This is a genomic window from Aminobacter aganoensis, from assembly GCF_014206975.1.
In the GTDB taxonomy this organism is placed as follows: domain Bacteria; phylum Pseudomonadota; class Alphaproteobacteria; order Rhizobiales; family Rhizobiaceae; genus Aminobacter; species Aminobacter aganoensis.
The window spans coordinates 590,829-607,695 of the sequence record NZ_JACHOU010000001.1 but is presented as its reverse complement, the minus strand read 5'-3'; the positions used below and the strand labels follow the sequence as shown (position 1 = coordinate 607,695).

16 protein-coding genes and 1 tRNA gene are annotated in these 16,867 nt (G+C 64.0%); 11 read left to right on the top strand and 6 right to left on the bottom strand.

Annotated elements, in window-relative coordinates; all coding sequences use genetic code 11:
- Positions 1–4: 4 nt before the first annotated feature.
- From GGR00_RS02975 to GGR00_RS02945, 7 genes are all read left to right on the top strand, one after another.
- Positions 5–832 carry a biotin--[acetyl-CoA-carboxylase] ligase gene (locus tag GGR00_RS02975; protein ID WP_184697782.1) on the top strand — a complete coding sequence of 276 codons (828 nt, stop codon included), beginning with the start codon at positions 5–7 and terminating at the stop codon, positions 830–832.
- A 22-nt stretch (positions 833–854) separates the two neighbouring features.
- Entirely contained in the window at positions 855–2,525 is a 1,671-nt protein-coding gene (locus GGR00_RS02970; RefSeq protein ID WP_184697780.1) for a ribonuclease J, read from the top strand.
- 14 nt (positions 2,526–2,539) lie between these two features.
- The gene (mce, locus tag GGR00_RS02965; protein WP_184697778.1) at positions 2,540–2,944 is read left to right on the top strand and encodes a methylmalonyl-CoA epimerase; all 405 of its coding nucleotides are present in this window, start codon (positions 2,540–2,542) and stop codon (positions 2,942–2,944) included.
- On the top strand, positions 2,941–3,210 hold the full coding sequence (locus GGR00_RS02960) for a DUF1467 family protein (RefSeq protein WP_055969342.1): 270 nt from the start codon (positions 2,941–2,943) through the stop codon (positions 3,208–3,210). Before mce ends, GGR00_RS02960 begins: the two co-directional genes overlap by 4 nt.
- A gap of 521 nt (positions 3,211–3,731) precedes the next feature.
- On the top strand, positions 3,732–5,060 hold the full coding sequence (gene proS / locus GGR00_RS02955; protein ID WP_055970600.1) for a proline--tRNA ligase: 1,329 nt from the start codon (positions 3,732–3,734) through the stop codon (positions 5,058–5,060).
- Positions 5,057–6,343, top strand: a complete 1,287-nt coding sequence (locus GGR00_RS02950) for a lipoprotein-releasing ABC transporter permease subunit (RefSeq protein WP_055969339.1) — start codon at positions 5,057–5,059, stop codon at positions 6,341–6,343. The genes proS and GGR00_RS02950 overlap by 4 nt, the downstream gene beginning before the upstream one ends.
- Entirely contained in the window at positions 6,343–7,029 is a 687-nt protein-coding gene (locus GGR00_RS02945; protein ID WP_055969337.1) for an ABC transporter ATP-binding protein, read from the top strand. Before GGR00_RS02950 ends, GGR00_RS02945 begins: the two co-directional genes overlap by 1 nt.
- 457 nt (positions 7,030–7,486) lie before the next feature.
- Here the strand turns inward: GGR00_RS02945 and lipB are convergent, their stop codons facing one another.
- Entirely contained in the window at positions 7,487–8,227 is a 741-nt protein-coding gene (gene lipB, locus GGR00_RS02940) for a lipoyl(octanoyl) transferase LipB (RefSeq protein WP_055969334.1), read from the bottom strand.
- A 208-nt stretch (positions 8,228–8,435) separates the two neighbouring features.
- On the opposite strand from lipB, the gene GGR00_RS02935 reads away from it, so the two are divergent.
- Positions 8,436–8,520 (top strand) — tRNA-Leu (locus GGR00_RS02935).
- Between the two features lie 246 nt (positions 8,521–8,766).
- On the opposite strand, the gene GGR00_RS02930 is transcribed toward GGR00_RS02935, so the two are convergent.
- The 3 genes from GGR00_RS02930 to GGR00_RS02920 form a co-directional block, all read right to left on the bottom strand.
- The gene (locus tag GGR00_RS02930; protein WP_184697775.1) at positions 8,767–9,267 is read right to left on the bottom strand and encodes a hypothetical protein; all 501 of its coding nucleotides are present in this window, start codon (positions 9,265–9,267) and stop codon (positions 8,767–8,769) included.
- Between the two features lie 224 nt (positions 9,268–9,491).
- On the bottom strand, positions 9,492–9,698 hold the full coding sequence (locus tag GGR00_RS02925; RefSeq protein ID WP_055969328.1) for a hypothetical protein: 207 nt from the start codon (positions 9,696–9,698) through the stop codon (positions 9,492–9,494).
- A 296-nt stretch (positions 9,699–9,994) separates the two neighbouring features.
- Complete coding sequence (locus tag GGR00_RS02920) at positions 9,995–12,334, bottom strand: heavy metal translocating P-type ATPase (protein WP_184697773.1); 2,340 nt, start codon at positions 12,332–12,334, stop codon at positions 9,995–9,997.
- Between the two features lie 73 nt (positions 12,335–12,407).
- Here GGR00_RS02920 and GGR00_RS02915 point away from each other — a divergent pair, with 73 nt between their 5' ends.
- The 3 genes from GGR00_RS02915 to GGR00_RS02905 all read left to right on the top strand — a co-directional run bounded on the left by GGR00_RS02915 (position 12,408) and on the right by GGR00_RS02905 (position 15,033).
- A complete protein-coding gene (locus GGR00_RS02915; protein ID WP_184697771.1) occupies positions 12,408–12,830 on the top strand; it encodes a MerR family transcriptional regulator in 423 nt (140 codons plus the stop codon).
- Positions 12,831–12,956: 126 nt separating this feature from the next.
- Positions 12,957–14,381, top strand: a complete 1,425-nt coding sequence (gene mgtE, locus GGR00_RS02910) for a magnesium transporter (protein WP_055969319.1) — start codon at positions 12,957–12,959, stop codon at positions 14,379–14,381.
- 265 nt (positions 14,382–14,646) lie between these two features.
- A complete protein-coding gene (locus GGR00_RS02905; protein WP_055969316.1) occupies positions 14,647–15,033 on the top strand; it encodes a MerR family transcriptional regulator in 387 nt (128 codons plus the stop codon).
- 292 nt (positions 15,034–15,325) lie between these two features.
- Here the strand turns inward: GGR00_RS02905 and GGR00_RS02900 are convergent, their stop codons facing one another.
- Positions 15,326–15,802: a methyltransferase family protein gene (locus tag GGR00_RS02900; RefSeq protein WP_055969312.1), complete on the bottom strand. Its 477-nt coding sequence runs from the start codon at positions 15,800–15,802 to the stop codon at positions 15,326–15,328.
- Positions 15,799–16,797 carry an acetyltransferase domain-containing protein gene (locus tag GGR00_RS02895; RefSeq protein ID WP_184697769.1) on the bottom strand — a complete coding sequence of 333 codons (999 nt, stop codon included), beginning with the start codon at positions 16,795–16,797 and terminating at the stop codon, positions 15,799–15,801. The genes GGR00_RS02900 and GGR00_RS02895 overlap by 4 nt, the downstream gene beginning before the upstream one ends.
- Between the last annotated feature and the right edge of the window lie 70 nt (positions 16,798–16,867).

The window sequence follows — 16,867 nt, the reverse complement described above, 5'->3', positions numbered from 1 at the left end:
CGGGATGGGATTCCAACTCGCACCGACCGCAAATGCCCAAGGCTTCAGGCTGGAGGCCCACCAGGCGGTAGGGTCGACCAATGCGATGGCGTTGGAGCGTGCAATGGCGGGCGATCCGGGCAAGCTCTGGATCGTCTCCAAGAAGCAGGACAGCGGTCGCGGCCGGCGCGGCCGCGTGTGGGCGACGCCGGAAGGCAATCTCGCCGCGACCCTGCTCAAGGTTCTCGATCACGATCTGCATTATGCGGCGACGCTCGGCTTCGTTGCCGGCTTGGCGCTTGCAGATGCGCTGGATGCGGTGGCGCCCAATGCCCGTTTTTCCGTCGGTGTCGATGGCGGCAGTGGGCCGGGCGTCAAGCGCTTCGAGCTGAAATGGCCGAACGACGTCCTGGCGTCGGGCGCCAAGCTTGCCGGTATCCTGCTTGAATCGACATTGCTTGGGCATGGACGGCTCGGCATCGCGATCGGCATTGGCGTCAATGTCGTTGCCCATCCGACCGACGTTCCCTATCCCGCGACGTCGCTCGCCAGCCTCGGTGCCGGCGTCGATGCCGAAACGCTGTTCCTGGCGCTTTCCGATGCGTGGAGCGAGAACGAACGCCTCTGGGCCGAGGGCAGGGGCCTGGCCGGGATCCGCAAGCGCTGGCTGGCTCGCGCCGCCGGCCTGGGCAGCGAAGTTGCCGTGCGGGTCGAGGGAAATGTGGTGCGCGGCATCTTCGAGACGATCGACGAGGATTGCCGCTTCGTTATCCGTGACGCTAAAGGTGAAACGGTCAAGATCGCCGCTGGCGATGTGCATTTCGGCGCGGTCGCTTCGGCCGGCGCGGCCTGACAGGGCTGAAAGGATTTCTGACATGGCGAAATCGGATAAGGCCGAACTCGTATTCGTGCCGCTGGGCGGCGTCGGCGAGATCGGCATGAACTTCGCGCTCTATGGCTTCGGCCCGGCGGACGCGCGTGAGTGGATCATCATCGATGTCGGCGTGACCTTCCCCGATGCGAGCCTGCCCGGCGTCGATCTGGTGCTGCCCGATACGCGTTTCATCGAGGAGGAACTGACAAACCTCCGCGGCATCATCATCACGCATGCGCATGAGGATCATTACGGCGCGCTGCACGACACCTGGCCGAGGCTCAAGGCCCCGGTCTGGATGACGCCTTTTGCTGCCGGCCTGCTGGAAGCCAAGCGGCAGTCGGAACAGGGTGCGCCGAAAATCCCGGTGACCGTCTATCGTGCCGGCGAGAAGTTCACCGTCGGTCCGTTCGAGATCGAGGCGATCGCCGTCAGCCACTCCATCCCCGAGCCGGTTTCGCTGGCGATCACCAGCCCTGCCGGCACCGTGATCCACACCGGCGACTGGAAGATCGACCCGGCGCCGGAAATCGGCCCGATGACCGACGAGGCGCGGTTCCGCGCCTATGGCGACAAGGGCGTGCTGGCGCTGGTCTGCGATTCTACCAATGCGCTGCGCGAGGGCGACTCGCCGTCCGAGCAGCAGGTCGGGCAGGGGCTGCGCAAGGTGATCGAAGAGGCCAAGGGCCGTGTCGCGGTGACGACCTTCTCGTCGAATGTCGGCCGCATCCGCTCGATCGCCGAAGCCGCGCGCGACGCCGGCCGCCAGGTTCTGGTCATGGGGCGATCGCTGAAGCGGGTCATCGATGTGTCGAGCGAGCTCGGCTACATGGACGGATTGCCGGAATTCGTTTCCGAGGAAGACTACGGCTACATCCCGCGCGAAAACCTCGTCGTCATCTGCACTGGCAGCCAGGGCGAGCCGCGGGCGGCACTGGCCAAGCTGGCCCGCGACGAGATGAAGTCGGTGGCGCTGTCGCCCGGCGACACGGTGGTGTTTTCCTCGCGTACGATCCCCGGCAACGAAAAGGCGATCCTCGAGATCAAGAACCTGCTCATCGACCAGGGCATGAAGATCATCGAGGACGGCGATGCGCTGGTCCACGTTTCCGGTCACCCGCGCCGCAGCGAACTGAAGCGCATGTACGAATGGGTCCGCCCGCGCATCGGCGTGCCGGTCCACGGCGAGGCAGCGCATCTGGTGGGCCAGGGCTCGCTGATGTCGATGTCGGGCATTCCGGAAGTGGCGCAGATCCGCGATGGCGACATGCTCCGGCTGTGGCCGGGCGCCGCGGAGATCATCGACCAGGTGCCGTTCGGCCGCGTCTACAAGGACGGCAAGCTGATCGGCTCTGACGAGGCGATGGGAATCCGCGATCGGCGCAAGCTGTCGTTTGCCGGCCATGTTGCGGTCAATGTCGTGCTCGACGATAAGTACGAGCTGTCGGGCGATCCGGACCTGGTGGCCATTGGTGTCGCTGAAGTCGATGCCGGCGGCGAGGCGCTCGAGGAATTGATGCTCGATGCGGCAATCGGCGCCGTGGACTCCATACCCCGTGCGCGCCGAAAAGACCTCGACCTGGTGCAGGAGGCCGTGCGTCGCGCAGTGCGTGGTGCCGCCAATGAGGCCTGGGGCAAGAAACCGCTGGTGACGGTGTTCGTCACCCGCTGAAGGCAGGATTTGATATGCTCGGACGCTTGAACCATGTCGCCATTGCCGTGCCGGACCTGGCGGCGGCGAGCGCGGTCTACCGCGATACGCTGGGCGCAAGGGTGACCGAGCCGCAGGCCTTGCCCGAGCATGGCGTGACGGTCGTCTTCATCGACGTCGGCAACACCAAGATCGAACTGCTCGAGCCGCTGGGCGAGGGCTCGCCGATCGCGGCATTCCTGGCCAAGAGCCCCTCGGGCGGCATGCACCATGTCTGCTACGAGGTTGACGACATCCTGGCTGCGCGGGACCATCTCAAGGCCTCGGGCGCGCGCGTGCTCGGCGACGGCAACCCAAAGACCGGCGCGCATGGCAAGCCGGTGCTTTTCCTGCACCCCAAGGACTTTCAGGGTACGCTCGTGGAGCTCGAACAGGCATGACCTGGATTTCGATCATTGCGATGTATTTCGTCTTCTGGTGGCTGACCCTGTTTGCCATCCTGCCGTTCGGCGTGAAGACGCAGGACGACGATAACAACGTCACGATGGGCACCGAGGCGAGTGCGCCGCGCGGGCCGCACATGCTGCGCGCCGTGCTGTGGACAACGGTGGTGACGGCGGTGCTGATGGGCGCGTTCTATGGCGTCACCCTCGGCCTCGGCTACAGCTTCAACGACTTTCCGCTGTTCCTGCCGAAGATCGACTGAGCGACGGCCACCGCGCGCCCTGCCGGACGTGCGGCAGGCATAGGCTGCCTTTCATGTCATTCGGGTATAGCCGGAAGACTCGTCTGTTGAAGTCGTTACTTCAACAGCGCATCGTAAGTTGATGATTGCCCAAAAAAAATGCAAGGCGCGAAGCCTTGCAATTTAAACGCGTCCGATCTGCTTTCCGTTGCCGGCGGCTGCGAGTTATCGCGCCTAGATCGCATCCTCCCAAGACTTTGACCGCGTAGGAGAGCGGATTTTTCTCCGCCCTCTCGGTTATCGGGGCACATTAGACCAAGCCGAAATGAAATGTCACGCAGAATTTTGCTTCGGCAAGAGCAATCCTGTGCTGCAATGCACAATTGTTTGGCAGGACGAGCGGGGCAACGCGACAGGTCATTCTGACGCTGCGTCGAAACGGCGTGCGCGGGTTTCCATTCGGCCATGAAATGGCTATGAAGCGCGTTCAAGCAAGCCTTTCCCGTGCCGATTCCGGCATCATCGTTTTCATGGAACATTCGATGCGTCTGTCGCGCTATTTCCTGCCTATCCTGAAAGAAAATCCCCGCGAGGCGGACATCATTTCCCACCGGCTGATGCTGCGTGCGGGCATGATCAGGCAACAGGCGGCCGGCAGCTTCTCCTGGCTGCCGCTGGGCAAGCGCGTGCTGGACAAGATCTGCCGCATCGTGCGCGAAGAGCAGGATCGTGCCGGAGCGCTTGAAATTCTGATGCCGACGATCCAGTCGGCCGACCTGTGGCGCGAAAGCGGCCGCTACGACGACTACGGCAAGGAGATGTTGCGCATCAAGGACCGGCACGAGCGCGACATGCTGTTCGGCCCGACCAACGAAGAGATGGTGACGGAAATCTTCCGGTCCTACGTCAAGACGTACAAGGACCTGCCGCTCAACCTCTACCATATCCAGTGGAAGTTCCGCGACGAGGTGCGCCCGCGCTTCGGCGTCATGCGCAGCCGCGAATTCCTGATGAAGGATGCTTATTCCTTCGACCTCGACTTCGAGGGCGCCAAGGCCGCCTACAACAGGATGTTCGTCTCCTATCTCCGTACCTTCACGCGGATGGGCCTGCAGGCTATCCCGATGCGTGCCGATACCGGCCCGATCGGTGGCGACCTGAGCCATGAGTTCATCATCCTGGCCGAAACCGGCGAAAGCCAGGTGTTCTGCCACCGCGATTACCTGGCGCTGCCAGTGCCTGGCGCCGAAACCGATTTCGGTAATGACGGCGAGATCGACGGCATCGTCAAGCAGTGGACGACGCCTTATGCGGCGACCGAAGAGATGCACGACGAAGCGGCCTGGGATGCAGTGCCCGAGGCCGACAAGGTGTCGGCGCGCGGCATCGAGGTCGGCCACATCTTCCACTTCGGCGAGAAGTATTCCAAGCCGATGGGCGCCAAGGTCATGGGCCCCGACGGCAAGGAGCATTTCGTCTCGATGGGCTCCTACGGCATCGGCCCGTCGCGGCTGATCGCCGCGATCATCGAGGCGAGCCATGACGAGAACGGCATCATCTGGCCGGAAGCGGTGGCTCCGTTCGACATCGGCCTGATCAACATGAAGGTCGGCGACGCCGAGTGCGACCGGATCTGCGACGAGGCCTACAAGGCCTTCGAAGCCGCTGGCAAGGACGTGCTCTATGACGACACCGACCAGCGCGCCGGCGGCAAGTTCGCCACCGCCGACCTGATCGGCCTGCCGTGGCAGGTCATCGTCGGTCCGCGCGGTGCTGCTGCCGGCGAGGTCGAGATCAAGAACCGCAAGACCGGCGAGCGCGAAACGCTGCCGGTGGCTGCCGCACTCGCCAAGCTGGGCGCCAAGGCATGAGCCAAGTGACGGCGGCCAAGCCAGCCGGAGCCGGGCCGTTCTCGGTGTTCGAGCGCATGGTGGCCTGGCGCTACCTGCGTTCGAAGCGCAAGGAAACGGTGATCTCGGTCATCGCCTCGATCTCGTTCCTCGGCATCATGCTCGGCGTCGCCACGCTGATCGTGGTGATGGCGGTGATGAACGGGTTTCGCGCCGAACTCCTGACCCGTATCCTCGGCGTCAACGGCCATCTGGTCGTGACCGCGATCGATACGCCGCTCGAGGACTATTCGGCGGTCGCCGACCGCATCAACGGCGTTGCCGGCGTGAAATATGCCATCCCGCTGGTCGAGGGCCAGGTGCTGGCACAGGGCAATGTCGGCGCGGGTGCCGGCGCGCTGGTGCGCGGCATCAGGGGCAGCGACCTCGGCAAGGTGACGCTGGTCGCCAACAACATCAAGCAGGGCTCGATCGTCGGCTTCGACGAGGGCGAGGGCGTCGTCATCGGCAAGCGCATGGCCGAGAACATGGGCCTGGTGCTGGGCGATTCCATCCGGCTGATCTCGCCAGACGGCGACGTCACGCCGATGGGCACGACGCCGCGGGCGAAAGCCTATCCGATCTCCGGCATCTTCGAGGTCGGCATGTCCGAGTATGACAGCTCGATCGTCTTCATGCCGCTCAACGAGGCCCAGCTCTACTTCAATTCCGAAGGCAAGGTCGGCTCGATCGAGATCTATGTCGACAATCCCGACGATGTCGATGCGCTGAAGACCAAGGTGGAGGAGGCGGCCCAGCGGCCGATCTTCCTGACCGACTGGCGCCAGCGCAACCAGACCTTCTTTTCCGCGCTGCAGGTCGAACGCAACGTCATGTTCATGATCCTGACGCTGATCGTGCTGGTCGCGGCGCTGAACATCATTTCAGGCCTCATCATGCTGGTGAAGGACAAGGGTCACGACATCGCCATCCTGCGCACGATGGGCGCGACGCGGGGTGCCGTCATGCGCATCTTCTTGATGACGGGCGCGGCCATCGGCATGACCGGCACCATTGCCGGCGTGCTGCTCGGCGTCGTCATCTGCCTCAATGTCGAGCGCATCAGGCAGTTCTTCTCGTGGCTGTCGGGCACGGTTCTGTTCAATCCCGAGCTCTATTTCCTCAGCCAGCTGCCGGCCAAGATGGATGTGAGTGAGACGGTATCGGTGGTTCTCATGGCGCTTGTGCTGTCGTTCCTCGCGACACTGTTTCCGGCATGGCGGGCGGCAACGCTCGATCCGGTCGAAGCGCTGAGGTACGAATGATGGCCACTGAAGCCGTTATCGAACTCAAGAGCGTCGAACGCCATTACGAGCAGGGCTCGCGCAAGCTGACGATCCTGAATGACGCCAACTTCTCGCTCACGCCGGGCGAGATGGTGGCGTTGGTGGCGCCGTCGGGCGCCGGCAAGTCGACGCTGCTGCACACCGCCGGCCTGCTGGAGCGCCCGGACGGCGGCGACGTCATCCTGAACGGACGCGCCTGCGGGCGGCTTTCGGACGACGAGCGTACCGCGATCCGCCGCAACGACGTCGGCTTCGTCTATCAGTTCCATCACCTGCTGCCCGAATTCTCGGCGCTGGAGAATGTGATGATGCCGCAGCTGCTGAAGGGGCTCAGCCCTGCCCAGGCGAGCGAGCGTGCGGCGCAACTGCTCGACTACATGAAGATCGGCAAGCGCGCCGAGCACCGGCCGTCCGAGCTCTCCGGCGGCGAGCAGCAGCGCGTGGCGATCGCACGAGCGGTGGCCAATGCGCCGCTGGTGCTGCTGGCCGACGAGCCGACCGGCAATCTCGACCCGGTGACGGCAGGCTATGTCTTCGACGCGCTTTCGGCGCTCGTCAGGCAATCCGGTCTGGCGGCGCTGATTGCCACGCACAACCACGAACTGGCCGGGCGCATGGACCGCCGCGTGACGCTCGCCGAGGGCAAGATCGTTCCGCTGCGCTAGCTGCGGGCGGTCACCCCGGGCGCCTATTCCTGCAGACTTCACTTCAATGCCGGTGATGGCTGACGCGCGTTCGTTAACGCGCGGCGGTGGTCGTTCGCGCGCATAAACCCTTCATTTACTGTCGAATCGCTCGGCGCGAACGCCGGCGCCCGAATGCAATTGGCGCACGTTGACATTTGAACAAAAATAGAACAAATTACGAACATATTAAAAACAGGAGCGACAGATGGCTGAGCTGGTACAGGATGTCATTTCGATGGTCTGCATGAGCACCTTCCTCGTCACCATGGCGATGTGGATCGGCGCACTGTGATTGAATGCCGGTTCGGCCTCTTTTCGATGGGGTTCTGAACCGATGAGGAATGCGGCACCGGGACATATCCCGATGCCGGAATGAGCCGAGGGCTCGACACTGCGCTTGAAGCCCGCCGCAATGTTGGGGGCGGCAGGCGGGTTCCTAGGCGGTCTTTCGGACGCTCTCGGCGATCATGTCTGCCGGTCCGAATATCTCTTCGAACGCCGCCTTGAGCGCAACGTCGAGGTCGCTCATCGTCACCGGCAGGCCAAGGTCGACAAGGCTGGTGACGCCGTGGTCGGTGACGCCGCAAGGCACGATGCCGGAGAAGTGGCCGAGCTCGGGTTCGACGTTGATGGCGATGCCGTGGAAGCTCACCCAGCGACGCAGGCGTATGCCGATGGCGGCAATCTTGTCTTCCGCGGGTGAACCGTCCGGCAGGGCCGGGCGGTCGGGTCTGACCACCCATACACCGACCCTGTCCTCGCGGCGTTCGCCCTTCACGTTGAAGGCGGCGAGCGCCAATATGATCCAGGCCTCGAGTGCCGCGACGAAGGCGCGCACGTCCTCGCGCCGGCGCTTGAGGTCGAGCATGACGTAGGCCACACGCTGGCCGGGGCCGTGATAGGTGTATTCGCCGCCGCGGCCGGTCTTGAAGACGGGGAAGCGGTCGGGCTCGACCAGATCCTGTTCCTGGGCGCTGGTGCCGGCGGTGTAGATCGGCGGATGCTCGACCAGCCAGACCATCTCGCCGGCACTGCCCTGGCGAATCGCGTCGGCGCGCTCTTCCATGATCGCGAGTGCCTGGTCGTAGGGGGTAAGGCCGGGTTCGATTCGCCATTCGACCGGGGCTGAGCCGGGAAGGGCGAGAAACGACGTGGCGATCAGGCTGCGTTCGGTCATCTGGACGGTCCGTTCTTCGGCCTGATATGGCCGCTTGCGGCCAAAACGTCCAGTCCCCGCGCCCGGAAAGCCGGCTATTGCCTGAAGTGGCGGCGTCTTCCGCTGCGGCAAGCAAGAATGATGGACGAATATCGCACAGGGCGCTTGTTTCCCCGGAAACGATTTGCTACATGCCGCGAGCCGGTTCGGACCGGCCCTTCGTGACAGTGCGGTCGTGGCGGAATTGGTAGACGCGCAGCGTTGAGGTCGCTGTGGGGCAACCCGTGGAAGTTCGAGTCTTCTCGACCGCACCATCACTTTTCAGGTGAATACCAAATCACCTGAGCGAGCTGTTCCATCCAGGATGAAACAGCTTGAGCCACCCCGGGGCTCGCCGGTGTTTTTCAGGAATTACAGAGAGTTGCGCAGCCTTGCTGCCGTTGATTGCGGCGTCCTGGGATGCCAGCCGCCCCAAGGGCTGGGCATCGTGTCGGTTCCGTAGCCGCGACAGCAGCGCTTCGGAAGTGAACGGATGTCCTGAAAGCTCGATGCGAGGCCAGCTAGTTGCGGGTCAGCTCGATTGTCGCCGTCACGACCTTCTTTCCTGTCTGGGGATGCGGTTCGATGGTGACGATCCGCATATGCCCGGTGCCGACGCTTGCCAGTTGCATGCTGGCGACGCGCGAGCCGGAGCCCTTGTCCGGCCAGACGATCTGGAGATTGAGCGTGTCGCCGGTGCGGGTGCCGGAAAGCCGCGCGGCACCACGCCTCGAACCGACATATGAGCCGGTGTAGCGCCTGCCGTTGGCTTGAAGATCGACACCTATGCGGCGGGAGAACATGACTTTAGCGCGGCAGGCGCCAGCGAGGTTGAGGGCCGTGCCGTCGGCGCGGGAATCGAGGCTGCAGGAGACGGAAAGCGGCATCGCGCCGGGTTTCAATCGTACCTGCCCACCACCATGCCAATTGCCGGAAAGAGCTTCGAGAAAGGCATTCTCGTCCGCAATCGCTGCGGAGGAGGTGAACATCGCCAGAAGAAGTGCCAATGCCGAGGTCATCATGTCGCCGATCTCTTCGAAAGGCCTGCTCCATCCGGAGCGGACGACTGCTGGTCCGGCGAACTTATGGGGTGTGGGCAAGGTTGTCAAAATGCCCGGCCCAGCCTGATGCCGATTGCGGGGCCGGGGCAAGAAGGATGCCGAGTTGTCCGGGGCAGTGCGGCCTATGGTGCATGACCTGCCGCAAGTGAGCGGTGACGGGGCTGGCCCGTCACCGTCGCTAGGCGTTACAGGTCGACGCCGGCAAGCTTGGTCATGAGCTGTTGCCGGTCGTCGGCGGACTTGAGGCGGATCGTCAGGCTCTCGCTCTTCACCGGAACCTGAGGCGGCAGGCTGACGTCGATATCGGCCGCGTGTTGTGCCGCCCAGTCCTTGAAACGAGGCAGCTTGTTTGCGCCGCTGATCGGGAAGGTGAAGCTGTATTTGAAGGTCATTTGAACAGTCCAAAGGAATGCCGTCGGCAACGAGCGGCGCGCGACAACGCAGCAGATCGCTCGGCCGGGACAGGCAGATTCGTGATGTGGTGAGGGTGTCGCGTTCCTGGTGCCGCTCTTGCTCTCGCAGGTAGTGGCACCAGGCTATCAGCCTATTTGGAGGCCGCCTTTGCAGATGACGAGGATGGCAAAGGATTTTTGCATGGCCGATATCTCGGCCATATGGGCAGGATTGTCAAACGGGCCGCCCGGGTCTGACCCGGGCGGCCCGCAAGACTGTCATTTCTCCGGCCGCTTCACCGGCCGCGCCAGGCGAGCAGCCGCATGGCGTTTGCCGTCACAAGGACCGTCGCGCCGGTGTCGGCCAGGATCGCCGGCCACAGGCCGGTGAGGCCAATGATCGTCGTTACCAGGAACACGGCCTTCAAGCCGAGCGCGATGGTGATGTTCTGGGTGATGTTGCCCATCACCGACTTCGAAAGTGCGATCATGTCGGGGATATCGCTGACGCGGCCATGGAGGATGGCTGCATCGGCGGTCTCCAGCGCGACGTCGGTGCCGCCGCCCATGGCGATGCCGAAATCGGCGGCCGCAAGGGCAGGGGCGTCGTTGATGCCGTCGCCGACCTTGGCGACCACCTGGCCCTGCTGCTGCAACTCGCGAACGATGCGCTGCTTGTCGTCGGGCAGCAAGCCGGCTCGTACCGAGATGCCGAGGCCCTTGCCGATGGCACGTGCGGTGGCCTCGTTGTCGCCGGTCAGCATCACCGTTGAGATGCCTTCGGCCTTCAGCCTCGCTAGGGCGGCGACGGCGTCGGGACGCGGCTCGTCGCGCATGGCGATGAGGCCGATTGCCTTGCTGTCGACCAGAAGCACCGAGACGGTCTTGCCCTCGGCATTGAAGGCCGCAATCCGTTCCTTGTGCTCGGCGCTGAGAGCCGCGAGATCGTCGGCGGCATTCGGGGAGGCGAGGAACACCTCTTCGCCGCCGACCTTGGCCGTGACGCCCTTGCCGGCGACGGCCTTCGCCGCCACGGCCGGGGGCACAGGCACGCCATCGGCCTTGGCGCGGCCGAGGATGGCAACCGCCAGCGGGTGGCTGGAGCCGGTCTCGAGTGCTGCGGCCAGCGACAGGACATTTGCCTCGGAACGGCCGATGGCGACGATGTCCGTCACCTTCGGCTTGCCTTCGGTCAGCGTGCCGGTCTTGTCGAGCGCGACCGAGGTCACCCGGCGCATCCCTTCCAGCACGGCGCCACCCTTGAGCAGCAGGCCGCGGCGCGCGCCAGCGGACAGGCCGGCGGCAATGGCAGCGGGTGTCGAGATGACCAGGGCGCAGGGGCAGCCGATCAGCAGGATGGCGAGGCCCTTGTAGATCCATTCCTGCCAGTCGCCACCGGCAACCAGCGGCGGCATGACGGCGACCAGCGCGCCGACGACAAGCACCGCGGGCGTGTAGTAGCGCGAGAAGCGATCGATGAAGCGCTCGGTCGGGGCCTTGCTCTCCTGGGCCTCCTCGACCAGCTGGATGACGCGGGCGATGGTGTTGTCGGCCGAGGTTGCCGTGACACGAACCTTGAGCACGGCGTCGGTGTTGATGGTGCCGGCAAAGACGGCGTCGCCGACGCTCTTCAGCTTCGGCACGCTTTCGCCGGTGACAGGCGCTTCGTCGAGCGTGCTCGAGCCTTCGACGACGGTGCCGTCGGCCGCGACCCGGTCGCCGGGGCGAATCAGGATCACCGAGCCGAGCGCCAGCGAGTCGGCTGGGACTTCACGCGTCACGCCACCTTCTTCGACCAAGGCGGTCTTGGGGACGAGGTCGGCTAGGCCGCGGATGCTGGCGCGGGCGCGGCGGGCAGCAACGCCCTCGAGCAGCTCGCCGATGAGGAACAGCAGTACCACCATCGCCGCTTCCTCGGTGGCACCGATGAAGACCGCGCCCACGGCGGCGATCGTCATCAGCGTCTCGATGGAGAAAGGCGTGCCGGTGATGGCGCCGGCATAGGCGCGGCGGGCGACGGGGATCAGGCCGACGGCCAGCGCCACCAGGAAGGCCCAGTGTCCGATCTGCGGCATCAGCTGACCGATGGCGTAGGCGGCGACAAGCGCCGTGCCACAGGCGATGGTCATCTTCGCCTTGCGGGTTTTCCACCAGGGTCCGTCATCGAGGTCGAAGTGGTTGTGGCCCGCGTCGGCAGGTTCGTCATGGGCAGCAACACCGCCGTGGCCGTGGCCCGTGTGATCGTGACCCGAGTGATCGTGCTTGTGATCATGCCCGGAATGGTCGTGTCCCGGATGGTCGTGGCCTGAGTGATCATGACCTGAATGGTCATGCCCCTTGTGATCATGATCGTGGCTGCAGCCCGGGCCGTGCTCGTGCGCCTTGGCCTTCGGTTCCGCGGTCCGCGCCGCGCCCAGCGAAGCGACGGAATAGCCGAGCGCCTTGACCTGCCGCGAAATCTCGGTGGTCGGGGCCGGGCCGCGATGCGACACCGTCATGGTGCCTGCCGAGACCGAGATGCCAACTTCGGTAATCCCGGGGAGGCGGGTCACCGCGTTTTCGATCTTGGTCGCGCAGGAGGCGCAGTCCATGCCGCCGACGCGAAAGCGCGTCCTGCCGATGCTGGCATCGTTCATTTCAAGTCCTTTCAATCCTATATGACCTGATGCTAGAATCTCTAGCCACTAGAGGATCAAGAGGTTTTTCGAGATGAACATTCCGATTGGCGAACTGGCCCGGCGCACCGGCGTGAAAGTGCCGACGATCCGCTTCTACGAGCAGATCGGGCTGATTGCAGCGCCACCGCGCACCGAGGGCAACCAGCGCCGCTACGGCAAACCGGAGGTCGATCGGCTGAACTTCATCCGCCATGCCCGCGAGCTTGGGTTCGAGGTCGAGCACATCCGCGGGCTTCTCGCCATGTCGCAGGAACCGCAGGCGTCGTGCCATCAGGCCGACAGCATCGCCAAGGCGCATCTGCTGGAGGTGGACAGGCGCATCGAACGGCTCCAGGCGCTGCGCGGCGAGCTGTCGCGGATGATCGACGAATGCGGCCACGGCCGTATCTGCGACTGTCGCATCATCGAGGTGCTGGCCGATCACAGGCAATGCGCAAGCGAGCATGCGGCCTGATTGGAACAGGGTGGAAATGGCTGATCCGCAAGGCCTGATCGTGCGGTATTTCATTTGATATTCCGACCCTTGGCGGGCTAGGGATAACCCACCTCGAATCCCGAAATCCGCAAGCGGGAAGCGCCGATGGAAGCCCGACACGACCATATGCACGGCGCCGACGCCGCTGATTCTGTCCGCGCCGAAATCTACGGCGAGGATGGGGCCATCCTTGCGTCGTACCTCGCCCATATCGGCGCGGCGATCGCAGATCGCGACACGCTGTCGCTGAAGCGCGACGTCTCTGGCCTCCACCAATCCGAACTCGGCGACCTGCTGGAGGCGTTGCTGCCCGAACAGCGGCTTGCACTGGTCGAGTTGATGGGGTCCGACTTCGACTTTTCGGCGCTGACCGAGGTCGACGAGGCGATCCGCCTCGACATCGTCGACAACCTTCCCAACGAGCAGATCGCCCAGGCCGTCCAGGAGCTCGATTCCGACGACGCCGTCTACATCCTCGAGGATCTCGACGCCGAGGACCAGAACGAGATCCTGGCGCAACTGCCGTTCACCGAGCGCATCAGGCTGCGCCGCTCGCTCGACTATCCCGAAGAATCGGCCGGCCGGCGCATGCAGACGGAATTCGTCGCGGTGCCGCCGTTCTGGACCATTGGCCAGACCATCGACTATCTGCGCGACGACAAGGACCTGCCCGACCAATTCAGCCAGGTCTTCGTGATCGACCCGACCTTCAAGCTTCTTGGGGCTGTCGATCTCGACCAGATCCTGCGCACCAAGCGCGCGGTCAAGATCGAAGAGGTGATGCACGAGACGCGGCACGCCATTCCCGCGACGATGGACCAGGAAGAGGCGGCGCGCGAATTCGAGCAATACGATCTGCTGTCCGCCGCCGTCGTCGACGAGAACGAGCGGCTGGTCGGCGTGCTGACCATCGACGACGTGGTCGACGTCATCCAGCAGGAGGCCGAAGAAGATCTTCTGCGCATGGGTGGCGTTGGCGACGAAGAGCTGTCGGACACCGTCGCCGCCACCTCGCGCTCGCGCGTGCCCTGGCTTTTGGTCAATCTCGGCACCGCCTTCATTTCGGCGTCGGTGATCAGCCAGTTCGGCGCGACCATCGAGGAGATGGTGGCGCTGGCCGCGCTGATGCCTATCGTTGCCTCGCTCGGCGGCAATGCCGGCACCCAGACGATGACAGTGACGGTGCGGGCGCTCGCCACGCGCGACCTCGACATCTACAACGCCGGCCGCGTCATTCGCCGCGAGGTGATGGTCGGGCTGCTCAACGGCGCGGTGATTGCGGCCATCCTCGGCCTGGTCGCCGGTCTGTGGTTCCACAATCCCGACCTGGGCTTTGTCATCGCCGCGGCGATGGTGCTCAACATGCTGGCGGCGGCACTCGGCGGTATCCTGATTCCGCTTTTGCTCGACAAGGTCGGCGCCGACCCGGCGATTTCGTCATCGATCTTCACGACCATGATCACCGACGTGATCGGCTTTCTTGCCTTCCTCAGCCTCGCGACATGGTGGTTGCATCTCGGCGGCGGATGACGCCGAAATCCGGGTTCGGCTTTCGCCAGGGCCTTGCCGGAACTGCAACCCTGGCGTGTCCTCCGCGTGTGTGGTCGAGCGGAGTATTGCCGGCTACAGAGACGGTTGAGTTCAATTGACTTTTACGTAAATCGCGTGCGAGACTCCGCGCGGATCAACCATGGTCCTTGCCGTGTGGCGCTTGCCGTCACCCGGCATATTCGCCTCGGCTAGTGCCCGGCATGATTTTGAGGCGGGGCGGTCTTGCTCGCGGGGTGGAGGAACGATGCGGGAATATTATTCGATCACCGAACTGACCCGCGAATTCGACATCTCGACGCGGACCTTGCGCTTCTATGAAGATGAAGGGCTGGTGCAGCCGGTGCGTCGCGGCCGGACCCGGCTGTTCCGGCCGTCCGACCGGCATCTCATTCGCCAGATCATGCGCGGGAAGCGCCTTGGTTTCTCGATCAACGAGATCCGCGAGATCATCCAGATGTATCGCGAGCCGCCCGGCGAGGTCGGCCAGCTCAAGCTGATGATCAAGCGCATCGAGGAGAAGCGCGAGGATTTGCGCCAGAAGCGTCGCGACCTCGAGGAGACGCTCGCCGAACTGGACCAGGCCGAAGAATCCTGTGTCGAGCGGCTGGTGGAACTGGGCGTCAATACCTGACGCGGGTTGCGTGAGCTGCGGCGGTTGGAGGGTTGTGCGTCCTTCGACAAGCTCAGGATGAGGACCGTTGGCGTTGCCGGCAGGTGTTGACGGTCAGCGCCTTCGATTCTGGTTGAAAATCAGAGCCTTCGACTCTTCTTGGGACCGCAGTCTTAGGGGGCGCAGTCTTGAGTGCAGCGTCTACGGTCCTCATCCTGAGGCAGCGCCTATAGTCCTCATCTTGAGCTTGTCGAAGGACGCACGACTTGGCCGCCGCCATCGATCAAGCGCATTGCCGAAAATGGGGAACGCCTCAGATCCAGCGGCGGACCTTCTTCGCGTAGTCGATGTATTTCTTGCCGAAGCGCGCCTGCAGGTGCTTTTCCTCGCGCTCGATGGCGAGCTTCTGGGTTGCGAAAGCGGCGATCAGTGCCAGGAGGATGAACCAGAGGCTGCCGCTGACCATGCCGATGCCGATCATCAGCAGTGTGTTGCCGAAGTAGATCGGGTTGCGGGTGAAGGAGAACGGCCCGTTCGTCACCAGATGGTCCGAGGCCTTGTCCGGCCGGATGGTGGTGTTGCCGCGCTTCAGGGCGCGCATCGCCGACACCTCGATCGCGACAAAGCCGGCGATCGCCAGCCAGCCGGCGGCAAACAAGAGATCCGAGATCGGCTCGGTGATCCAGGGCAGCGGATAGAGCAGTCCAAGCACGATGGCGATGGCAATCGCCAGCAGGTAGATGATAGGCGGCCATGGCACCCGGTTGGGGGCTGCCTTGATGTCGGTCATTGCGATCCTCCCGATGGTATTTCGCCGTCCGTCCTTGCGGTGCACATGGCGGCGGTGTCGCCGACACGCGACTTCAGTTCAGGGCTTTGGTCGCTGGCATAGAGGCGGTCGAGCGAATCGTCCTTCTGCAGCTCGTCGAGCATGCAGACACAGTAGCGCGTGCAGAAATCGGTGTCGCGGCTTTGCTCGCACGAGATCTGGCAGGACTTGAGGAAGCCGACTTCGCGGGTTTCGACGGGTGCCGGGAAGACCTGCGCCCAGGCCCAGACCAAGGAAATCAGCACGGGCTGGTGGATGAGGTAGAAGGCGAGGCTGTGGCGGCCGAAGAAGTCGAGCGGTTTCGACCAAGTGCCGGGTTTCAACTGCGCCAGCCGGTCGTACAGGCCGGATTTCAGCGCCAGCCCGGCAACGCCCATGCCTGCCAGAACCGCACCGAAGAAGGGGAAGACGGGCACGAAATCGTTGGAGCGCGGGGCAACGGTGTTAAGGCCGATCCAGAGCAGGGCCGGGTGGTTGAAGGCATCGTTGCGCAGATAGATCGGCGCCAGGATCACCAGCACGGCGGCGGCCAGCGTCAACAGCGGCGGCAGGCGCAGGAAGGCGAGGCCGACGACGCTGGCAAAGGCGATCTGGTGCAGGATGCCGAAGAAGATGAAAGTGTTGGGCATGGCGAACCATGTCGCCACCGAAATTGCCGCGGCGGCGGCAACCACCATCGCCAGCCGCTTGCGGAAACCGCGCCAACGGATGCCTTTTGCGTGGGCAAGGACGAGGCTTACGCCGACAAGAAACAGGAAGCTCGACGCAATCGAGCGGGCGAACAGCTTCCAGCCGCCGAAGGCGGTCATGCCAGGGTCGGCGTAGCCGAAGAACTCGAGGTCCCAGGCGAAATGGTAGACGGCCATGGCGACGAGGGCCACGCCACGGGCAATGTCGATCACCTTAACGCGCGGTGTCCGGGCTTGAAGTTGGTCGGTGGTCGGTTGCATCGTCATGGCCATTCGCTTGGGCTTCGGGTGTTTCGCCGCCCATGCAGCACTATCATGGTTGAACCGCGGCAAGAGA

What these genes read in the sequence shown, in the direction of transcription:
- GGR00_RS02915 (WP_184697771.1), top strand. Translation starts at nt 12,408, where the DNA reads ATGAACATTCCGATTGGCGAACTGGCCCGGCGCACCGGCGTGAAAGTG.
- GGR00_RS02950 (WP_055969339.1), top strand. Translation starts at nt 5,057, where the DNA reads ATGAGCCAAGTGACGGCGGCCAAGCCAGCCGGAGCCGGGCCGTTCTCG.
- proS (WP_055970600.1), top strand. Translation starts at nt 3,732, where the DNA reads ATGCGTCTGTCGCGCTATTTCCTGCCTATCCTGAAAGAAAATCCCCGC.
- GGR00_RS02920 (WP_184697773.1), bottom strand. Translation starts at nt 12,334, where the DNA reads ATGAACGATGCCAGCATCGGCAGGACGCGCTTTCGCGTCGGCGGCATG.
- GGR00_RS02960 (WP_055969342.1), top strand. Translation starts at nt 2,941, where the DNA reads ATGACCTGGATTTCGATCATTGCGATGTATTTCGTCTTCTGGTGGCTG.
- GGR00_RS02925 (WP_055969328.1), bottom strand. Translation starts at nt 9,698, where the DNA reads ATGACCTTCAAATACAGCTTCACCTTCCCGATCAGCGGCGCAAACAAG.
- GGR00_RS02905 (WP_055969316.1), top strand. Translation starts at nt 14,647, where the DNA reads ATGCGGGAATATTATTCGATCACCGAACTGACCCGCGAATTCGACATC.
- GGR00_RS02975 (WP_184697782.1), top strand. Translation starts at nt 5, where the DNA reads ATGGGATTCCAACTCGCACCGACCGCAAATGCCCAAGGCTTCAGGCTG.
- GGR00_RS02930 (WP_184697775.1), bottom strand. Translation starts at nt 9,267, where the DNA reads ATGATGACCTCGGCATTGGCACTTCTTCTGGCGATGTTCACCTCCTCC.
- mgtE (WP_055969319.1), top strand. Translation starts at nt 12,957, where the DNA reads ATGGAAGCCCGACACGACCATATGCACGGCGCCGACGCCGCTGATTCT.
- GGR00_RS02970 (WP_184697780.1), top strand. Translation starts at nt 855, where the DNA reads ATGGCGAAATCGGATAAGGCCGAACTCGTATTCGTGCCGCTGGGCGGC.
- GGR00_RS02895 (WP_184697769.1), bottom strand. Translation starts at nt 16,797, where the DNA reads ATGACGATGCAACCGACCACCGACCAACTTCAAGCCCGGACACCGCGC.
- GGR00_RS02900 (WP_055969312.1), bottom strand. Translation starts at nt 15,802, where the DNA reads ATGACCGACATCAAGGCAGCCCCCAACCGGGTGCCATGGCCGCCTATC.
- lipB (WP_055969334.1), bottom strand. Translation starts at nt 8,227, where the DNA reads ATGACCGAACGCAGCCTGATCGCCACGTCGTTTCTCGCCCTTCCCGGC.
- GGR00_RS02945 (WP_055969337.1), top strand. Translation starts at nt 6,343, where the DNA reads ATGGCCACTGAAGCCGTTATCGAACTCAAGAGCGTCGAACGCCATTAC.
- mce (WP_184697778.1), top strand. Translation starts at nt 2,540, where the DNA reads ATGCTCGGACGCTTGAACCATGTCGCCATTGCCGTGCCGGACCTGGCG.